The sequence below is a fragment of the Rhodoferax sp. GW822-FHT02A01 genome, from assembly GCF_038784515.1.
In the GTDB taxonomy this organism is placed as follows: Bacteria; Pseudomonadota; Gammaproteobacteria; order Burkholderiales; family Burkholderiaceae_C; genus Allorhodoferax.
In genome coordinates this window covers 4,925,975-4,944,787 of sequence record NZ_CP152376.1, presented here as the reverse complement: position 1 = coordinate 4,944,787, position 18,813 = coordinate 4,925,975, and the positions used below count along the sequence as shown (strand labels likewise).

20 protein-coding genes are annotated in these 18,813 nt (G+C 61.3%); 14 read left to right on the top strand and 6 right to left on the bottom strand.

Going from position 1 to position 18,813, the window contains the following annotated elements:
- The first annotated feature begins 45 nt into the window (after positions 1-45).
- A complete protein-coding gene (coaBC, locus tag AAGF34_RS23385) occupies positions 46-1,266 on the top strand; it encodes a bifunctional phosphopantothenoylcysteine decarboxylase/phosphopantothenate--cysteine ligase CoaBC (RefSeq protein ID WP_342618104.1) in 1,221 nt (406 codons plus the stop codon).
- A 58-nt stretch (positions 1,267-1,324) separates the two neighbouring features.
- Positions 1,325-1,771 carry a dUTP diphosphatase gene (dut, locus tag AAGF34_RS23380; protein WP_342618103.1) on the top strand — a complete coding sequence of 149 codons (447 nt, stop codon included), beginning with the start codon at positions 1,325-1,327 and terminating at the stop codon, positions 1,769-1,771.
- A gap of 98 nt (positions 1,772-1,869) precedes the next feature.
- Here dut and AAGF34_RS23375 read toward each other — a convergent pair whose 3' ends face one another.
- A complete protein-coding gene (locus AAGF34_RS23375) occupies positions 1,870-2,403 on the bottom strand; it encodes an FKBP-type peptidyl-prolyl cis-trans isomerase (protein WP_342618102.1) in 534 nt (177 codons plus the stop codon).
- 13 nt (positions 2,404-2,416) lie between these two features.
- On the opposite strand from AAGF34_RS23375, the gene AAGF34_RS23370 reads away from it, so the two are divergent.
- The 3 genes from AAGF34_RS23370 (at position 2,417) to AAGF34_RS23360 (ending at position 4,385) form a co-directional block, all read left to right on the top strand.
- Positions 2,417-3,547, top strand: a complete 1,131-nt coding sequence (locus tag AAGF34_RS23370; RefSeq protein WP_342618101.1) for a cupin domain-containing protein — start codon at positions 2,417-2,419, stop codon at positions 3,545-3,547.
- A complete protein-coding gene (locus AAGF34_RS23365) occupies positions 3,534-4,052 on the top strand; it encodes a hypothetical protein (protein ID WP_342618100.1) in 519 nt (172 codons plus the stop codon). The genes AAGF34_RS23370 and AAGF34_RS23365 overlap by 14 nt, the downstream gene beginning before the upstream one ends.
- A 156-nt stretch (positions 4,053-4,208) precedes the next feature.
- Entirely contained in the window at positions 4,209-4,385 is a 177-nt protein-coding gene (locus tag AAGF34_RS23360) for a hypothetical protein (protein ID WP_342618099.1), read from the top strand.
- A 75-nt stretch (positions 4,386-4,460) separates the two neighbouring features.
- Here the strand turns inward: AAGF34_RS23360 and bamC are convergent, their stop codons facing one another.
- From bamC to AAGF34_RS23335, 5 genes are read right to left on the bottom strand one after another with little or no spacing between them, the layout of a single operon-like run.
- The gene (gene bamC, locus AAGF34_RS23355; RefSeq protein WP_342618098.1) at positions 4,461-5,546 is read right to left on the bottom strand and encodes an outer membrane protein assembly factor BamC; all 1,086 of its coding nucleotides are present in this window, start codon (positions 5,544-5,546) and stop codon (positions 4,461-4,463) included.
- 22 nt (positions 5,547-5,568) lie between these two features.
- Positions 5,569-6,462, bottom strand: a complete 894-nt coding sequence (gene dapA, locus AAGF34_RS23350) for a 4-hydroxy-tetrahydrodipicolinate synthase (protein ID WP_342618097.1) — start codon at positions 6,460-6,462, stop codon at positions 5,569-5,571.
- 34 nt (positions 6,463-6,496) lie between these two features.
- Positions 6,497-7,078 (bottom strand): class I SAM-dependent methyltransferase, encoded by a 582-nt coding sequence (locus tag AAGF34_RS23345; protein WP_342618096.1) that lies wholly within the window; start codon positions 7,076-7,078, stop codon positions 6,497-6,499.
- Between the two features lie 13 nt (positions 7,079-7,091).
- The gene (locus AAGF34_RS23340; protein ID WP_342618095.1) at positions 7,092-7,217 is read right to left on the bottom strand and encodes a hypothetical protein; all 126 of its coding nucleotides are present in this window, start codon (positions 7,215-7,217) and stop codon (positions 7,092-7,094) included.
- A 5-nt stretch (positions 7,218-7,222) separates the two neighbouring features.
- A complete protein-coding gene (locus AAGF34_RS23335; RefSeq protein WP_342618094.1) occupies positions 7,223-8,443 on the bottom strand; it encodes an MFS transporter in 1,221 nt (406 codons plus the stop codon).
- A 142-nt stretch (positions 8,444-8,585) separates the two neighbouring features.
- On the opposite strand from AAGF34_RS23335, the gene AAGF34_RS23330 reads away from it, so the two are divergent.
- The 9 genes from AAGF34_RS23330 to AAGF34_RS23290 all read left to right on the top strand — a co-directional run bounded on the left by AAGF34_RS23330 (position 8,586) and on the right by AAGF34_RS23290 (position 18,774).
- Entirely contained in the window at positions 8,586-10,565 is a 1,980-nt protein-coding gene (locus AAGF34_RS23330) for a DNA topoisomerase IV subunit B (RefSeq protein ID WP_342618093.1), read from the top strand.
- 71 nt (positions 10,566-10,636) lie between these two features.
- On the top strand, positions 10,637-13,009 hold the full coding sequence (gene parC / locus AAGF34_RS23325) for a DNA topoisomerase IV subunit A (protein ID WP_342618092.1): 2,373 nt from the start codon (positions 10,637-10,639) through the stop codon (positions 13,007-13,009).
- 94 nt (positions 13,010-13,103) lie between these two features.
- Positions 13,104-14,279 (top strand): FAD-dependent monooxygenase, encoded by a 1,176-nt coding sequence (locus AAGF34_RS23320; protein WP_342618091.1) that lies wholly within the window; start codon positions 13,104-13,106, stop codon positions 14,277-14,279.
- A 45-nt stretch (positions 14,280-14,324) separates the two neighbouring features.
- Complete coding sequence (acpA, locus tag AAGF34_RS23315) at positions 14,325-15,890, top strand: acid phosphatase (protein ID WP_342618090.1); 1,566 nt, start codon at positions 14,325-14,327, stop codon at positions 15,888-15,890.
- A 112-nt stretch (positions 15,891-16,002) separates the two neighbouring features.
- Positions 16,003-16,392, top strand: a complete 390-nt coding sequence (locus tag AAGF34_RS23310; RefSeq protein WP_342618089.1) for a PA2779 family protein — start codon at positions 16,003-16,005, stop codon at positions 16,390-16,392.
- On the top strand, positions 16,389-17,342 hold the full coding sequence (locus AAGF34_RS23305) for a PA2778 family cysteine peptidase (RefSeq protein ID WP_342618088.1): 954 nt from the start codon (positions 16,389-16,391) through the stop codon (positions 17,340-17,342). Before AAGF34_RS23310 ends, AAGF34_RS23305 begins: the two co-directional genes overlap by 4 nt.
- Before the next feature lie 57 nt (positions 17,343-17,399).
- Positions 17,400-17,762 carry a cupin domain-containing protein gene (locus AAGF34_RS23300; protein ID WP_342618087.1) on the top strand — a complete coding sequence of 121 codons (363 nt, stop codon included), beginning with the start codon at positions 17,400-17,402 and terminating at the stop codon, positions 17,760-17,762.
- Complete coding sequence (locus AAGF34_RS23295) at positions 17,731-18,225, top strand: BON domain-containing protein (RefSeq protein ID WP_342618086.1); 495 nt, start codon at positions 17,731-17,733, stop codon at positions 18,223-18,225. Before AAGF34_RS23300 ends, AAGF34_RS23295 begins: the two co-directional genes overlap by 32 nt.
- A gap of 33 nt (positions 18,226-18,258) precedes the next feature.
- Entirely contained in the window at positions 18,259-18,774 is a 516-nt protein-coding gene (locus tag AAGF34_RS23290) for a DUF1697 domain-containing protein (RefSeq protein WP_342618085.1), read from the top strand.
- The last annotated feature ends 39 nt before the right edge of the window (positions 18,775-18,813 follow it).

The following is an 18,813-nucleotide window of genomic DNA, read 5'->3' as shown; positions in this document are numbered from 1 at the left end:
GCTACATTGCAGCCCATCTGTATACCGCGCCCAGGCGCACACACCATGGACTTGAACGGCAAACATATTGTTCTGGGGCTCACCGGCGGCATCGCGTGCTACAAGGCTGCCGAGTTGTGCCGTGCGCTGATCAAGCAAGGCGCCACGGTGCAGGTGGTCATGACCGAGGCGGCGGCCCAATTCATCACGCCGGTGACCATGCAGGCGCTGAGCAATCGGCCGGTATTCACCTCGCAATGGGATGCGCGTGAGCCCAACAACATGCCGCACATCAACATCAGCCGTGAGGCCGATGCCATTCTGATAGCCCCCTGCAGCGCCGACTTCATGGCCAAGCTCCTGCACGGACGTGCGGACGACCTGCTCAGCCTGATGTGTCTGGCACGTCCCATGGATCGCGTGCCTCTGCTGATTGCTCCGGCCATGAACCGCGAGATGTGGGCGCATCCTGCTACGCAACGCAATATGACGCAGCTCAAGGCCGATGGCGCCACGTTGCTCGGCGTGGGCAATGGCCTGCAGGCCTGCGGCGAGACTGGCGATGGCCGCATGCTGGAGCCGCAGGAATTGTTACAGGATGTGATTGCGTTCTTCCAGCCGAAGGTTTTGGCGGGGCACCACGTGCTGGTGACTGCTGGCCCCACGTTTGAAGCCATTGATCCCGTGCGCGGCATCACCAATCTGTCCAGCGGAAAAATGGGGTTTGCAGTGGCGCGTGCTGCACAGGAAGCCGGTGCCACGGTGACCCTGATCGCTGGGCCGGTTGCACTGGCTACGCCGCGTGGCGTGAGCCGTATCGATGTGGTGTCGGCACAGGAGATGCTGGACGCATGCCTGCGACAAGCACCACTTGCCAGCGTTTTTGTCGCTACTGCGGCCGTGGCCGATTGGCGTCCGGAAAACTCAGCCCAACAGAAGATCAAGAAGGACGGTTCGGGCCAGGTGCCGCAACTTGGATTTGTGGAGAACCCGGACATTCTGGCTACGCTTGCGAAATCTGCGCGCGCGACCAGCGGGGCTTTGTATTGCGTAGGCTTTGCCGCAGAGAGCCATGATCTTCTGGCCCATGCCACGGCGAAGCGCGCGCGCAAGAACGTGCCCCTGCTGGTGGGCAATATTGGTCCTGCCACGTTCGGCCAGGATGACAATGCCTTGCTGCTGGTGGATGTCAACGGTTCGCGCGAAATTCCGCGCAACAACAAACTTGCGTTGGCACGGCAGCTGGTGGCCGACATTGCCGCCCGCCTGGCCAGCGCGACCGCTTGAATATTCAAGGGGCGCAATTCGCCTCTTTTTCCGAATCATTTCACTGAAAAGAACAACCATGCAAATCGACGTCAAAATTCTCGACAGCCGCCTCAACGACAACATGCCGGCCTATGCCACACCCGGAAGTGCGGGGCTGGACTTGCGCGCCTGTCTGGATGAGCCGCTGACGCTGCGCCCCAACGCCTGGCAACTGGTTCCCACCGGAATGGCCATTTATCTGGCAGACCCCGGTTATGCAGCGCTCATCCTGCCGCGCTCCGGTCTGGGCCACAAGCACGGCATCGTGCTGGGCAATCTGGTGGGACTCATTGACAGCGATTACCAGGGCCAACTGATGGTGAGCGCCTGGAATCGCAGCTCCACCGCCTTCACCATCGAGCCCATGGAGCGAATCGCTCAACTGGTCATCGTGCCGGTGGCGCAGGCCCGCTTCAATATCGTTCAGGAGTTTCCTGCTTCCCAGCGCGGGGAGGGCGGGTACGGCTCTACTGGGAAGAATTGATACACCCCTGTTGCGGCTCACTGCGTGTAGCCGCCTCTCCCCTTGCAGGGGACAAACCCAGTGGCCCGGCGGAGCCGGTTCCACGGGTTTTCTGATGGCTAGTGGAGGGTGTCGTCGCCGGGGACTTCGGTGTGCAGGGGCTGGATGCGGAAGAAGCCGGTGCCGGCGGAGCCGCGGCCGATTTCTTCTTCGGTGGCTTCACGCACGGTGTGCACGTTGAGTGTGATGCGAATGGCAATGCCGGCCAGTGGGTGGTTGCCATCCAGCACGACGTGTTCCGGGTAGATATCGGTGATGGTGTAGAGCGCGTCCTTGGGCGCGTCGGGGTTGCATCCCGCAGGCAGAGCGGAGCCTTCCATGGTCAGGCCTTCTTCCAGGTCGGCGGGAAAGAGCGCACGCGGCTCCAAAAAGATGAGCTGGTCATTGAAATCACCAAACGCCTGCTCCGGCTCAATCTGCAGATTGAGTGTGGCACCGGCACTGTGGCCCTGCAGCGCTTCCTCAATCGTGGGGAACAGGTCATGGCCGCCGATCAAAAACTCCACCGGATCGTCCAGCACGTCCAGTTCTTCGCCCAAAGTATCTTTCAGCGTCCAGGTCAGGGCAACCACGCATTGTTGAGAAATTTCCATGCAGAATTGTCCCATGAACATAAAAAACCCTCTACAGCTGCTGGGCGGCTTGTCACCAGATACCTTCATGCGCCGTTATTGGGAGAAAAAGCCCCTGCTGATTCGCGCGGCCATTCCGGGCTTTGCGCCCTTGCTGGACCGCGCCGAGTTGGTCGATCTGGCCGCGCAGGACGATGTGGAGTCGCGCTTGGTGGTGCAGGCGCAGGCCGACAAGCAGGGCAAATGGCGTCTCAAGCACGGCCCTTTCGTACGCAAGTCGCTGCCGCCTTTCAAGCAGGCAGGTTGGACGGTGCTGGTGCAGGGCGTAGACCTGCATGACGAGCGCGTGCATCAGTTGATGCAGCAATTCCGCTTCATCCCCGATGCGCGACTGGATGATCTGATGATCAGCTATGCCACGGACGGCGGTGGCGTGGGGCCGCACTTTGACAGCTACGACGTGTTTCTGTTGCAGGCCCGTGGGCGTCGGAGATGGCGCATCGGACGCCAGAAGGACATGAGCCTGGTGCCGGACATGCCGGTCAAGATACTGGCCAACTTTGTACCGGAGCAGGAGTTCGTGCTCGAGCCGGGCGACATGTTGTACCTGCCGCCGCACTATGCACACGATGGCATTGCGGTGGGCGAGTGCATGACCTATTCGATTGGTTTTCGGTCGCCAGCCAAAGGCGAAATGGCGCGGGAGCTGCTGCAGTGCTTGGCCGAGCAGGCGGCTGATGAGGCGGGTACGGCAATCTATCGCGATCCGCAGCAGCAGGCCGTCAGCACCAGCGCGGAAATTCCGGCAGCCATGGTGCAGTTTGCCCAGGAAGCGCTGCAGGCAGCACTCAAGGACCCGTTGGCATTGCAGCGCTCGTTGGGTGAAATCCTGACCGAGCCCAAAGCCCATGTGTGGTTCCATGCAGGTGAACCCAGCCAGGGCGGTGGCGTGCGTCTGGACCGGCGTACACGCATGCTGTATGACAGCAAACATGTCTTCATCAATGGCGAAAGCTTCCGCGCTGCTGGCAGCGATGCTCGGCTAATGCGTTCGCTTGCGAATGCCCGGGAACTGTCGGCTCGGGATGTGGAAAAACTCAGCGAGCCTGCGCAGGATCTGCTGATGCAATGGTGCGAGGACGGATGGTTGCATGGTCTCGACTGAAGCCACTGGCGATGGCGCCCCGGCACCTTTGCTGCAGGGGCCCTTTGCAGGTCCGTCGGCATTTGCAGATGCTGTTCGCGGTGCCTTGCTGCATGCCGCTATAGCGCAGTGGTCTGAAATGATATGGAGCGACGCCAATTTTGAAGATTGGCCGTTGCACGAGAAAGCCACCATAGACGCCCTGAACGCCTGGTCGCGCAAGGGCCGCAAACTCACGCTGCTGGCCCATCGTTTCGACGCCATGCGCCGCGTCCACCATCGTTTTGTGGAGTGGCGTATCCGCTGGGATCATCTGGTGGAGTGCCGCGTATGCAAGGGTGTGGAGCCATCGGAATTCCCCAGTGCACTGTGGACGCCTACCTGGGCACTTCGGCGCCTTGATTTGGTGCGCAGTACGGGAGCGGGAAGCATGGAACCACGCATGCGGCTGTTATTGCGCGAGGAATTGGAGGAGCGTAAACGCCAAAGTTCACCAGGTTTTCCGGCCAGTACCTTGGGTTTATGAGGTGCCGGAAAGGGTTTTCCCTGTACGCCTGTTACGCTTATGTATAATTCGGGGCTCTGACAAAAAGAGATCGAATGCTTCTTGTCGGGGTCTTGGGGGCTTGCCACCAAGACAATTTCCGGAAATTGTTTCGTTAACTCACTTTAGTCTATAACCATGAACAAATCTCTCGTTTTGGCAGCTGTGATCGCTGCTGCTGCCCTGGCTGCTTGCGGTAAGAAAGAAGAAGCTCCTGCTCCTGCACCCGCACCTGCTGCTGCTCCTGCCGCTCCTGCTGCTGACGCATCTGCTGCTGCTGCCGCTCCTGCTGCTGACGCATCTGCAGCCAAGTAATTTATTTACTGGCAACAAAAAAGCCACCTTCGGGTGGCTTTTTTGTTGCTTGCGACGGGTGTCGCAAGGACTGGCTTACTTGATGTCGTCCACGATGACCTTGGCAATGCGTTGCGCGCTCGCGGAGGTATCGGGAGCGCCCTTGCTATCTAGTACGGACACGGTGGTGACGTCCCCCTGGCTCTTAAGTGCAACCTGGAATTTGGTCGCTTCAGCCTGCTTGGATGAGCCACCAAAAAGCTTCCTGAAAAAGCCAGGTTCCGAAGTATCGACATCTGCGGGGACATAACGCACGAAGTAAATGCCTTGTTTGCGGTCGCGGTCTTCCACAGTGAAGCCTGTGCGGTCCAAGGCCAGACCAACGCGGCGCCAGGCGCGATCAAATCCTTCACTGATCTGCACGACGGGATTTCCGTTCTGCATGGACAAAGACGCCACTGACTTGGCAGGAACAGCATTGGCCAATTGCGCCTTTGCTTGTTCTGCTGAGGAGCCCAATTTCACCATCAAACGACGTAGGAATTCTGTTTCCAATTCTGGGTCGCTTGGCCGAGGTTGCCAAACGGTGCTGTCATTGCGTTCACTCGTATACACCTCCATCATGCCGCGGTGACTGATATATATCTCGGTCTCGCCGGAAACATTGGTTTCCAGACGTGTCCGGAATTTGTCACGCTCTGCAGTGGAGTAAAGTGAGTCGAGCAATTTCCCTATGGCGCCTCGCACGAAGTCCTGCGGAATCTTGGCGCGGTTCTCGGCCCAATCCGTTTCCATGATGCCCAGATTGCTCTGGTCCATGGCCAGTAGAAAGCCGTTTTCCTGCCAGAAATCCTTGACAGGCTCCCACAGCTTGTCGGCAGGGCGCTTGACGACCAGCCAGCGTTGGTTACCCGCCCGCTCCACTCGGACATCACCGAGCTCGGGAACTGCCACGGGTGCCTTGCTGACCGTGGTATCTACGGTTTTCACGCTGGAGGCGGATACGGCACCGTCGACCATGGTGTAGCGGGTGTCTTTGGAGAGTTGTGTCAGATCCGGCGGAACAATGAGCGTTGGCGCTTTGGCTGCGCTGCGGTAGTCCACCTTGTCGGATTCCAGCGCTGAGCAGCCGGCCAATGCCAGGGCTGTGCCCAATGCGGTCACTTGAATAATCGATTTCACAAATTTCCTTGGTGTACGTGGCTTAAATCAAGCCGGTGGAACGCATCACACCTTCCAGCATCTGCTGGCTGGGTTGTGTCAATGTGGTCAGCGGCAGGCGCAGATAGCCCTCGCTGAGGCCCATGCGTGCTACTGCCCACTTCACGGGGATGGGGTTGGATTCAACAAACAGAGCCTTGTGCAGCGGAAGCAATTTGCGCTGGATAGCCATGGCGCCGGCCGCGTCCCCGGCAATGGCCGCCATGCACAACTCGTGCATGAGGCGCGGTGCCACGTTTGCGGTCACGCTCACATTGCCGTGTCCTCCGCAGAGCATGAGCGCCACGGCGGTGGGGTCGTCGCCGGAGTAGATGGAAAAGCCTTTAGGCGCTTCCTTGATCAACCACTGCGCGCGTTCAATGTTGCCGGTGGCTTCCTTAATGCCGACGATGCCGGGCACCTGAGCCAGACGCAGCACCGTGTCGTGCGCCATATCGGCGACCGAGCGGCCGGGCACGTTATAGAGAATGACCGGCAGGTCCACGGCTTCTGCAATGGCCTTGAAATGCTGGTACTGGCCTTCCTGCGTGGGCTTGTTGTAATAGGGGACAACCTGCAACTGGCTGTCTGCGCCAACCTTCTTGGCGAAGCGCGCCAGCTCGATGGCTTCCTTGGTGGAATTGGCGCCGCAACCCGCCATGATGGGTACCCGGCCTGCAGCCTGTTCCACTGACACGCGGATGATTTCGCAATGTTCTTCAACACTGACCGTGGGGGACTCGCCTGTGGTGCCGACGACACCGATGCAGTCAGTTCCTTCGGCAATGTGCCAGTCAATCAGCTTTTGCAGTGCCGCGTAATCCACCGCTCCGTCTTCGAGCATAGGGGTAACCAGGGCAACAATGCTGCCCCGCAAGGGACCGTGTGAAGAGTTCATGGAGTGCCAATAGTTCGGTAAACGCGCATTTTACCTAGAGAGTGTGCCGCGCCATTTCCAAATGTCCGGCATCTGGTAAAGCTGGGGCAAAAGCCACGATACGTTGGACAAACCGGTCAGGAGACGGCAAAAAACCATTCTCATAGGCCACGATCTGCATTCCGGCACATGCCTGCAACAGTTCGCCAGCCTGCAGAAGAAAGTCGGGACGGGACGGGCGGCCTACCGTTTCGTTGCCCGCGGCAAAGGTTTCGTACAGAAAATACCCACCCGGCGCAACGCTGCTTACCAGTGTGGGCAGCAATGGTCGCCAGAGGTAATTGGTGACGACCACGGCACCGAAGGTGCGCAGGCCGTTTGCATCGGCCAATGGCCAGAGCCCAGTTTCAATGTCGACCTGCAGCAGATGGGCTTGCGGCACGTTCTGCTGCGCGGCAGCGATGTCTTTGTCCACACCCCACACGGCGTGACCACGTTCCGCAAACCATTGCAGATGACGGCCGCTGCCACAGGCCACGTCCAGCACGGAGCAGCCTGCAGCGAGCAGATGCGTCCATCGGGTGATCCAGGGGGATGGTGCAGAAAGGTTGTGGGCAGTGGCAGAGGCAGTTGTCATTCGGACTCAGGGGCTAAAAGCAGGACCATAGCTGATTGCTGAGCTGCACCAGAAAGTCCGCCCTGCTATACAGGGCGAACACCGCAGTCAGCAAGGCCACAACCACCAGCATCACAGACCAGCGCGCGTTGCGTCGCATGGGATTCAGGCCGATTGCGGCAGTGCGGCGCGCGCAATGGCGCGCTCCTTGATGGGCAGATTGACCAGGGCGGCTGCCACACCCAGGGCAATGGCAATCAGCCAGACGCTGTCGTAGCTACCGGTCTTGTCATACAGATAGCCACCCAGCCATACGCCCAGAAAGGAACCGATCTGGTGACTGAAAAACACAAAGCCGCTCAGCATGGACAGGTGGGCCACCCCGAAAATTTGCGCCACAGTGGCATTGGTGACTGGTACCGTTGAAAGCCACAACAGCCCCATCACACTGGCAAACAGATAGACCGACGCAGGTGTCAGCGGCACCAGCAAAAACAGGGTGATGGCGACCGAGCGGGCAAGGTAGATGAACGCCAGGATCTTGCGTTTGGCGAGACGTTGGCCCAGCACGCCGGCGGCGTAGGTGCCGAATACGTTGAAGAGCCCCACCAGGGCCAAGGCGTAGCTCGCCACCTGAGGCGAAAGCCCCTTGTCCTTCAGATAGCTGGGCATGTGTACGCCAATGAATACGACCTGGAAGCCGCAGACAAAATAGCCCGCCATCAGCAACTGGAAGCTGGGGTACTTGAAGGCCTCGCGCATGGCTTGCAGGATGGATTGATCCCGGTGCATATGGGCATGGCCGCCAAAATCCGGCTCACGCAGCCCCCAGGCCAGCGGTGCTATCAGCAGGGTCGCAAATCCCAGCAATACCAAAGCCTGCTGCCAGCCGAAATGGCTGATCAGAAACCCCTCGGTGGGCACCATCAGAAATTGCCCGAAAGATCCTGCCGCCGCCGTGACTCCCATGGCCCAGGAACGTTTGTCTGCAGGCACATTGCGACCGATGACCCCATACACCACCGCATACGTAGTGCCCGACTGGGCCACACCGATCAGCACGCCGGCGCTCATTGCAAACAGCAGGCCACTGTCGGCGTAAGCCATGCCCAAAAGGCCCAGGCAGTAGGCGGCCGCACCTACCAGAATCACCCGGAAAGAGCCAAACCGGTCAGCCAGCATGCCGGCAAAGATGCCGGCCACACCCCAGGCCAGATTCTGGATGGCAATGGCAAAAGCAAAGGTTTCGCGACTCCAGCCACGGTCCTGCGTGATGGGCTGCAGCCACAGACCAAAGCCATGGCGAACGCCCATGGCCAGCGTGACGATCATGGCGCCGCAGACGAGCAACTGAAGTATGGATATACGTTTTTGTGTTTCAGGCATGCCACCTAATGTAGCCAATCTGTATAAGGTCAGGAACGTAGTCCCGTATCAGCCCTGTTGCCGACGTGACAATCAGCCGCGTGCCGCGGTTGGCTGTCTTTTTGTACAGTGAAAAATCAATCACCCACTACAATGCGCGCCTATGTCAGCCAAACCCCCCTCATCCAATTCCGACTATTCAGAAGGTTCCATCCGCGTCCTCAAGGGCTTGGAGCCGGTCAAGCAGCGCCCGGGCATGTACACCCGCACCGACAACCCGCTGCACGTCATCCAGGAAGTGCTGGACAACGCCGCCGACGAAGCGCTGGCCGGGCACGGCAAGAAGATCAAGGTCTGTCTGCATGTGGACGGATCCGTATCCATCGAAGACGACGGCCGCGGCATTCCCTTTGGCATGCACCCCGAAGAAAAGGCCCCGGTGATTGAGCTGGTGTTCACCCGCCTGCATGCCGGTGGCAAGTTCGACAAGGGCAAGGGCGGTGCCTACAGCTTCTCCGGCGGCCTGCACGGCGTGGGCGTGAGCGTCACCAACGCCCTGGGCAAGCGCCTGGAGGCCACCAGCTACCGCGAAGGCGCGGTGGCGCGCATCGTGTTTGAAGGTGGCGACGTGACCGAGCCGCTGCAGGTGCGCAAGGCCGGAGAGGGCGACCGCAAGTCCGGCACCACCGTGCGCGTCTGGCCTGATGCCAAGTATTTCGAGTCCGCCGCGCTGCCCATGAACGAGCTGACCCACTTGCTGCGCAGCAAGGCGGTGCTCATGCCCGGTGTCAGCGTTTCCCTGCTGAACGAAAAGACCAAGGAAACCCAGACCTGGCTCTACAAAGGCGGTCTGCGCGACTACCTGATGCAGTCGCTCAACGCCGAGCCGGTGATTCCGCTGTTTGATGGTGAAGGATTTGCCGACAGCCAGAGTGAGCAGTTTGCCGATGGCGAAGGCGCCACCTGGTGCGTGGCCTTCACCGAAGACGGTCAGCCCGTGCGCGAGAGCTATGTCAACCTGATTCCCACCAGCGCAGGCGGTACGCATGAAAGTGGTCTGCGCGACGGCCTGTTCACCGCCGTCAAGAGTTTCATCGACTTCCACAGCCTGTTGCCCAAGGGCGTGAAGCTCATGCCTGAGGATGTGTTTGCGCGCGCAAGCTATGTGCTCTCGGCCAAGGTGCTGGACCCGCAGTTCCAGGGGCAGATCAAGGAACGGCTGAATTCTCGCGATGCGGTGCGGCTGGTTTCCGGCTTTGTGCGTCCAGCCCTGGAGCTGTGGCTGAACCAGCATGTGGAATACGGCAAGAAGCTGGCCGAGTTGGCCATCAAGGCGGCACAAACCCGCCAGCGGGCTGGCCAGAAGGTGGAAAAGCGCAAGAGCTCCGGCGTGGCCGTGTTGCCCGGCAAGCTCACCGACTGCGAGAGCCGCGACATCCTCTACAACGAGGTGTTCCTGGTGGAGGGCGACTCTGCGGGCGGCAGCGCCAAGATGGGACGCGACAAGGAAAACCAGGCCGTGCTGCCCCTGCGCGGCAAGGTGCTCAATACCTGGGAAGTAGACCGCGACCGCCTGTTCGCCAATACCGAAATCCACGACATCTCGGTGGCCATCGGCGTGGACCCGCACGGCCCCAATGACGAGCCCGACATGAGCGGCCTGCGCTACGGAAAGGTCTGCATCTTGTCCGACGCGGACGTGGACGGTTCCCATATCCAGGTCTTGCTGCTTACGCTGTTCTTCCGCCACTTCCCCAAGCTGATCGAGACTGGGCACGTGTTTGTCGCGCGTCCGCCGCTGTTCCGCGTGGATGCACCGGCGCGCGGCAAGAAGCCTGCAAGCAAGGCTTACGCGCTGGATGAAGGCGAGCTCACCGTGATTCTGGACAAGCTGCGCAAGGAAGGCGTGCGCGAAGGCGCCTGGACCATCAGCCGCTTCAAGGGCCTGGGCGAGATGAATGCCGAGCAGTTGTGGGACACCACGCTGAACCCGGACACGCGTCGTCTGTTGCCGGTGGCCCTGGGGGCCATTGATTTTGGCCAGACCGAGGCGTTGATCACCAAGCTGATGGGCAAGGGTGAGGCGGCGGCGCGGCGCGAGTTGATGGAGTTGCACGGGGACTCGGTAGAGGTGGACGTCTGAAGCTCCCACACCCCGGACTTCACCGCTGTGGGTACACCTGCCGCGCAAACATTTAGTTGAACAAGACAAACATGACCGACCAACCAATCATTGATCTCACTTCACCCGACGGCGGCGGTGATGACCAACTCAACCTGGCCACATACGCCCAGCGCGCGTACCTGGAGTACGCGCTCAGCGTGGTCAAAGGCCGGGCCCTGCCCGATGCCTGTGATGGCCAGAAGCCGGTGCAGCGGCGCATTCTGTATTCGATGGACCGCATGGGGCTGGGCTTCAGCGGCAACACCGCGGCCAAGCCAGTCAAGAGCGCCCGCGTGGTGGGCGACGTACTGGGCCGCTTCCATCCGCATGGCGACCAGGCCGCATACGACGCACTGGTGCGCATGGCACAGGACTTTTCACAGCGCTATCCGCTGATTGACGGTCAAGGCAACTTTGGTTCACGCGATGGCGATGGCGCTGCGGCCATGCGGTACACCGAGGCACGGCTTGCCAAGATCACCACGCTGCTGCTGGACGAAATCGACCAAGGCACGGTGGACTTCCAGCCCAATTACGATGGCTCCACCGAAGAGCCCAAGCAACTGCCCGCGCGCCTGCCGTTCTCCCTGCTCAATGGTGCCAGCGGCATTGCGGTGGGACTGGCCACCGAAATCCCCAGCCACAACCTGCGCGAAGTGGCCGATGCCTGCGTGGCCCTTATCAAGTCGCCACAGCTCAGCGACGAAGAGCTTTTCACGCTGATACCTGGCCCGGATTTCCCTGGTGGCGGCCAGATCATCAGCCCGGCTGCCGACATTGCCGACGCCTACCGCACTGGACGCGGCTCGCTCAAGTGCCGTGCGCGCTGGAAGATCGAGGACCTGGCCCGCGGCCAATGGCAACTGGTGGTGACCGAGTTGCCACCGGGCGTAAGTACCCAGCGCGTGCTGGAAGAGATTGAGGAACTGACCAACCCCAAGGTCAAGGCCGGCAAGAAGGCGCTGTCGCAGGAGCAGACCCAGCTCAAGGCCAGCATCCTGGCGGTGCTGGATGCAGTGCGTGACGAGTCCGGCAAGGAAAATGCGGTGCGTCTGGTGTTCGAACCCAAGACCAGCCGCATCGAACAGCAGGAGCTGATCACGGCCCTATTGGCACACACCAGTCTGGAATCCTCCTCTCCGGTGAACCTGACCATGGTGGGGCTGGATGGCAAGCCCACGCTCAAGTCGTTGCGCCAGATGCTGCAGGAATGGATCAGCTTCCGCCAGACCACCATCGAGCGGCGCTCGCGCCACCGCCTGGGCAAGGTGCTGGACCGCATCCACATCTTGGAAGGGCGCCAGACGGTGCTGCTCAATATAGACGAGGTGATTGCCATCATCCGCCAGAGCGACGAGCCCAAGGCGGCGCTGATTGCGCGCTTCTCCTTAAGCGACCGGCAGGCCGAAGACATCCTGGAAATCCGCCTGCGCCAACTGGCGCGCCTGGAAGCCATCAAGATCGAACAGGAGCTGTCCGAACTGCGCACCGAGCAGGGCAAGCTGGAGGAAATCCTCAATAGCCCGGCGGCATTGCGGCGCCTGATGATCAAGGAGATCGAGGCCGACGCCAAGACCTTTGCCGACGCCCGCCGCACCCTGATCCAGACCGAGAAGAAGGCCGTGGCCGAAGTCAAGGTGGTGGACGAACCGGTGACCGTGGTGGTGAGCCAGAAGGGCTGGGTGCGCACACGCTCCGGCCATGGTCACGAGGCCAGCAGCTTTGCCTTCAAGGCCGGAGACGGTCTGTACGACACCTTTGAGTGCCGCAGTGTGGACACCCTGCTGGTGTTCGGCTCCAACGGACGCGTGTACTCGGTTGCGGTTTCGCTGCTGCCCGGCGGGCGCGGTGACGGCCAACCGGTGACGACTTTGCTGGAACTGGAAAGCGGCACCCAGCTGCTGCACTACTTTGCCGGACCGGCAAGCGCCACCCTGTTGCTCAGCAGCAGCGCGGCCTATGGCTTCCTTGCCAACGTGGAAAGCATGGTTTCGCGCCAGAAGGCCGGCAAGGCCTTTGTCACCTGCAACGCGGGCGAGACTTTGTGCAAGCCGTCTCTGGTGAGCGGCGCCCATGGGCGCGTGACCACGGCCGGTACGCCGGCCACCATGGTCCCGGCAGCCACGCATGTGGCCTGTGCCTCCACGGGCGGGCGCATTCTGACCTTTGAAATCGGCGAACTCAAAGCCATGGAGAAGGGCGGGCGCGGCCTGATGCTGATCGACCTGGAGCCCAAGGACACCTTGGCAGGCGCGGCAGCCTATACCCGCAGCATCCGCATCGAAGGCATTGGCCGCGGTGGCAAGGAGCGCGAGGAAACCCTGGAAATCCGCAGCTTGAACAATGCCCGTGCCGCACGTGCACGCAAAGGCAAGGCGGCCGATCTGGGCTTCAAACCCACTGGCATCACGCGGGTCGAGTAAGCCCGTATTCCCGTCGGAGCCGGGCTCGCCCGGTTGTTGATTTGGCGCAAATGCGCTGTCAGCAAACCTCAAGACGGTAATTACACAATGTGTCATGCATAAAAAATTGCTGATAGCGGGTGGGGGAATCGGTGGACTGGCGGCTGCCCTAGCCTGCGCGCGTGCGGGCTGGAGCATGGAGTTGCTGGAACAGTCCCCGGTCTTTGGAGAAGTCGGTGCCGGCATCCAGCTCGGGCCGAACGTGGTCAAGGTGCTGCGAGAGATGGGATTGGAGCCGGGCCTTCAGCGCGTGGCAGCCTACCCCAGTCAGCTGGAAGTGCGCAACGCGGTGTCCACCGAACGCTTGGCGGTGTTCCCCCTGGGCAAGGTGACGGAGCAGCGTTATGGCGCGCCTTACGTGTCGATCGCCCGTGCCGATATGCATACCTTGTTGCTGGATGCGGTGCGCCAACACGACAGCGTGGGGCTGCACCTGGATTCGCGCCTGGCAGGCATTTCCACGACAGACCACAGCGTGCGCGTTGAGACCGTGCAGGACCAGGCATTCGAGGCGCCCTTGCTGGTGGGGGCCGACGGCTTGTGGAGCCAGGTACGCAAGGAGGTCATCGACGATGGCGCTCCGCGCGTGACCGGCCACCTGGCGTTTAGGGCCATGCTGCCGCAAAGCACCTTGCCCGTGCCACTGCGCAGCCAGGTCGTCACCGCTTGGATGGGGCCGGACTTTCATGCGGTGCATTACCCGGTGCGCGCAGGCGAGTGGCTCAATGTCGTGTGCATTGTGCACGGCAAGGTGGTGGGTGATCCGCAGTCCTGGGACCACAGCGCCAATGCCCACGAGCTGCGCAGCCGCATGTCCCAGGCGCGCGGCGCCTTGCGGGATCTGATTTATGCCATTGACCAATGGCGCCTCTGGCCCCTGTGTGACCGCGAACCCATGGGCAGCGCAGCCGAGCACGCCAAGGGTCGTATTGCCCTGCTGGGGGACGCAGCCCACCCCATGCGGCCTTATCTGGCGCAGGGTGCCGGCATGGCGATCGAGGACGCGGCGGCCTTGGCTCGCTGCATCAGTGAAACGCCGCAGGAAATACCGCACGCCTTGCAGCGCTATGCCGAGATGCGCTGGCAGCGCAACGCCAGGGTGCAGGCACGCGCCATCCAGAACGGCAAGATCTACCACCTCAAGGGTCTGGCGCAGGTGGGACGCGACCTGTCGCTCAAGCTGCTGGGCGCAAGGCTGATCGACGTGCCCTGGCTCTACAACGGCCCCTGATACGCACGCAGAGCGGCGTAACATGGCGCCTCCACAGGAGACGCCATGAAGTCCTTTCGTACCTATTCTTTTGAAGCTTGCAACGCACTGGCGCAAAGCGCCCGCGTAGCCGCCGTGCTGACTCTGGCCGGGGCCATGGCGGCATGTGCCAGCAGCAGCACCAAGCCCGACGCGGCAAGTCTGGATCGCATCCAGAACGTGGTGGTGATCTATGCCGAGAACCACAGCTTTGACAACATCTATGGCCTGTTCCCCGGCGCCAACGGCATTGCCAACGCCACCGCAGAGCAGAAGCTGCAACTCGACCACGACGGCACGCCGCTCAAGGAACTGGTGACCTTCGGCGCCGATGGCAAGCCGGATGATCGCTATCCCCGCATGCCCAATGCGCCATTCCGTATCGATGCGTCTCCGGTCAACCGTGCCACCAACCAGATCGTGCCCAGCCCCACACATCTGTTCTACAACAACCAGGAGCAGATCAACGGCGGCAAGAACAACCGCTTTGCCGCCATGTCGGCTGTGGGCGGCTGGGTCATGGGGTACTACGACGGCAGCCAGTTCCGCATGTGGCAATGGGCGCGCGATTACACCCTGGCCGACAATTTCTACATGGGTGCGTTCGGCGGCTCCTTTCTGAACCATCAGTACCTGGTGTGCGCTTGTGCCCCGCGTTTTGAGAATGCACCAAGCTATATGCGGGCCCAACTTGACGCCAGCGGCAAACTGCAGAAGAAGCCCACGTCTCCTTCGGCCAATGCCGGCGCGGTGCAACTGGTCAGCGGCAACGGTGGTCAAGTCACGCCGGACGGATACGCGGTCAACACCACGCAGCCTCCTTACCAGCCCAGCGGCGTGGTACCGGCAGCCAGCGGGCCGCTGGAAATGGCCAATCCAAACGGCGTGGCGCGCAACGGCGGCAATCCGGAGCTGCCACTACCACCACAAGCCACCAAGACAATTGGCGACGCCCTGTCGGCCAAATCGATTGACTGGGCCTGGTATGCAGGCGGCTACCAGCGCGCGTTGGCTGACGGCACACAGGACCCCACCGTGCCGCGCAAGGTGATCTACACCAAGTCGGCAGACTCACCCAACTTCCAGCCGCACCACCAGCCTTTCAACTACTTCGCCAACTACGCGCCCGGCACCGAAGCGCGGGCGCGCCATCTGCGTGATGGCGAGGATTTCCTGAAGGCCATTGATGCCGGGCAATTGCCACCGGTGGCGTTCTACAAACCGGCGGGTGTAAATACCCAGCACCCCAGCTATACCGACATGATCACGGGCGACCGCCATATTGCCGATCTGCTGGACCGGCTCAAATCCAGTCCGCAGTGGAAGAGCATGCTGGTGATCGTCACCTACGACGAGAACGGCGGCTATTGGGACCATGCAGCGCCACCCGCCGCGCCCGGTCTTTCCGATCGTTGGGGTCCGGGTACTCGCATTCCCACCTTGCTGATCGGCCCCATGGTGAAGAAAGGCTATGTGGACTCCACCAGCTATGACACCGGCTCCATTCTCAAGCTGCTCACCCGCAGATTCGGCCTGGAGCCACTTCCGGGCGTGCGTGAAAAGGTGGGAGATCTGACGGGGGCCCTGCAATAGGAAGTTCGTGTTGCGCGTCCGACTGTGGACGTGGATTTTGTGAATGGATGTAAGGCTGTTTGACTTTGCGTGTGCAGGCCCTACGCTGTGCGCATTTACCTCACGCAATCCCATGAATCAGTTCAAACGTTTGACAGCCTCCCTCCTGATTTGTTCCACCACGCTGCTGGGCATGCCACTGGCGGCCCACGCTGGCATTGTGTCCAGTGCCGACGTGCTGGCAAGCCAAGGACAGACAGACGCCCGCGCCAAGGTCAACGCAGTGCTTGCGCGTGAGGACGTGCGTGCCGGCTTGGCTGAGCGGGGACTGAGCACCGAGCAGGCACAGGCGCGCGTGCAGGCCATGTCTGATGAAGAAGTCGCACAGTTGGCGGGCCGTATCGATCAGGCCCCTGCAGGTGGTGATATCTTGGGCGTCGCCTTCACCATCTTCATCATTCTGCTCATCACCGACATCCTGGGTCTGACCAAGGTGTTTCCGTTTACCCGCGCAGTGCGATGAATCCGGCGCGCCTGGCGCGCTGCCTTGCGGAGCTGGCTGGAGCCTTGCTCCTGGTGCTGCTCAGCGCCTGTGCCACGCCGCAGGTTAGCCGTCTGCAATCGGACGCGGGTGATCTGCCTGCTACAGGCAGCGTGTCCGGCGTTCCCTTTTTTGCACAAAAGGAGTACGAATGCGGGCCGGCGGCGCAGGCCATGGTCCTGTCTGCCGCAGGTGTGGCGGTTACCCCGGATGAGCTGGTGCAGCAGGTCTACTTGCCAGCCCGCAAGGGTTCGTTGCAGGTGGAAATGCTGGCCGCGACACGGCAGCGTGGTCTGCTGGCCTACAGGCTGCAACCCAACTTGAAGGACTTGCTAGCGGAGGTGGCAGCTGGACATCCGGTACTGGTCTTTCAGAACGTTTCACTGCCGATCTACCCGGTCTGGCACTACGCCGTGGTGATTGGCTATGACCTGAAGCGCAACACCATCACATTGCACTCGGGCGAAACCGCATCCATGGAGATGTCGCTGTTCGCTTTTGAGCGCACCTGGGAGCGCGGCAATTACTGGTCCATGCTGGCCTTGCCTGCGGGGCTGTTGCCGGCCACGGCCGATCTGCCGTCACTCGCCCGCAGTGCTGCGGATCTGGAGGCGCAACAACCCCAAGTCGCGCTGGCCACCTACAACGCCGCACTTGCGCGTTGGCCAGGTGATGCCAACCTGCTGCTGGGGCAGGGCAACAGCGAATATGCCCTGGGCCAGATTCCGGTGGCGATTCAGGCTTACCGGGCTGCGGTACAAGCGCGCCCCGACTTTGCCGACGCATGGAACAACCTGGCGCAAGCGCAGCTGGATGCGGGCAACCGTGTGGCGGCCGCGCAGGCCATCGCAGAAGCGGTCAAGCTGGGTGGCGCAAGGCTTGCGCAATACCAGGCATTGCAGACACAGATCCAATCCGCCACACCCCAATGAGGTGTGCACTGCGCCTTTACGCTTGTCGTTGGCACACCGGTGCGCTAGGCTTGTGGCATGCAAAAACTCAGTGATATCAACGGACCGGGCGAAGATTACTTTGTCGCGGAAGAAAAGCGCATTGCCGGCAACCCCAGGCAAACCGTGTGGATGCAATACACCGATGCCACCGGCCAATTCATGGTCGGCTTCTGGCGCAGCCAGGTGGGCAAATGGAAGATCGCCTATACCGAAGAGGAGTACTGCAGCATGCTCGCGGGGGTGAGCGTGATCACCCATGTGGACGGCACGGCCATGACGGTGCGTGCGGGTGACAGCTTTGTCATTCCGCGCGGCTTCGTGGGGACCTGGGAGGTGCTGGAAGAAACCACCAAACGCTTCGTGATGTATGACAGGGCTGTATCTGCAGACCACGCGTAGTGCGTGCGGATGGCTTCTGGCCGGGTTGCTGGGTTGCGCAGCGGCGCTGGCGCAAGATGAGGAGCGCGCCAATTTTCTGGAGATCCCATTCCTGCAAGTCACCGACGGCATCAAGACTTGTCCGCGCCAGCAAGAGCCGCGGATGACCCGTGCGCAGGCCGTTGCGCAATCCCATTCACGGGCCGAGCGCGGCACCAGTTGCTTCCAGGCTGGCCGTTGCCGGTTGCCCAATGCCTATCTGTACGACAAGGAAATCATTCCGAGGGTGAAGCAGGCCATACTGGTGGACGGGCGATTCACGCATACCAGCATCTGGGTCGAAGGCCAGCGCCGCTGGGTATGGCTCAAGGGCTGTGCAACGAGCAGGGCAGAGGCGCAGGCCGTGGAAGACTTGGTCCGTAGTATTGATGACGTGGAGGCGGTGGTAAATGAGCTTTCTATTCAGTTGCCTGCGGGCCAGTAAGGTACGGTGGCATGCCTTGCGAGGGGCATGGGCATGACGCGGTATGTGGCCCTGCTGCGAGGCGTCAGCCCGCAAAATGCCAAGAGCGCAGATCTGGTGCGCGCTTTTGAGAGTGCAGGCCTTACCAAGGTCCGTACCGTGCTCTCCAGTGGCAACGTGGTCTTTGACAGCCGCACCTCCAGCGAAGCGCGGCTCACGCGCCAGATTGAGGATGCATTGCAGCAAAGCTTGGGGCGTTCTTTTCGCACCATCTTGCGCACCCGCACTTTCCTGCAGGAACTGCTGGACGCAGACCCGTTTGCAGCACACGCCGTTCCCGAGGGGGCCAAGCGGGTGGTGAGTTTTCTGCCGGACGTGTCCGCGCCCAGGATTGCGTTGCCGCTCAGCGTAGACGGTGCCTTTGTGCTGCAGCAGGTCGGCCGCGAAGTTTTCACGGCCTATGTGCCAAGTGAGAAAGGTCCGGTGTTCATGCAACTGATCGAAAAGGCCTTTGGCTCCGAGGTGACGACACGGACCTGGGACACGGTGCGCAAATGCTCAGTTGCGTGACCGAAAGGGCGGGTGACCAGCCGCCACCGGCAAAGGCAT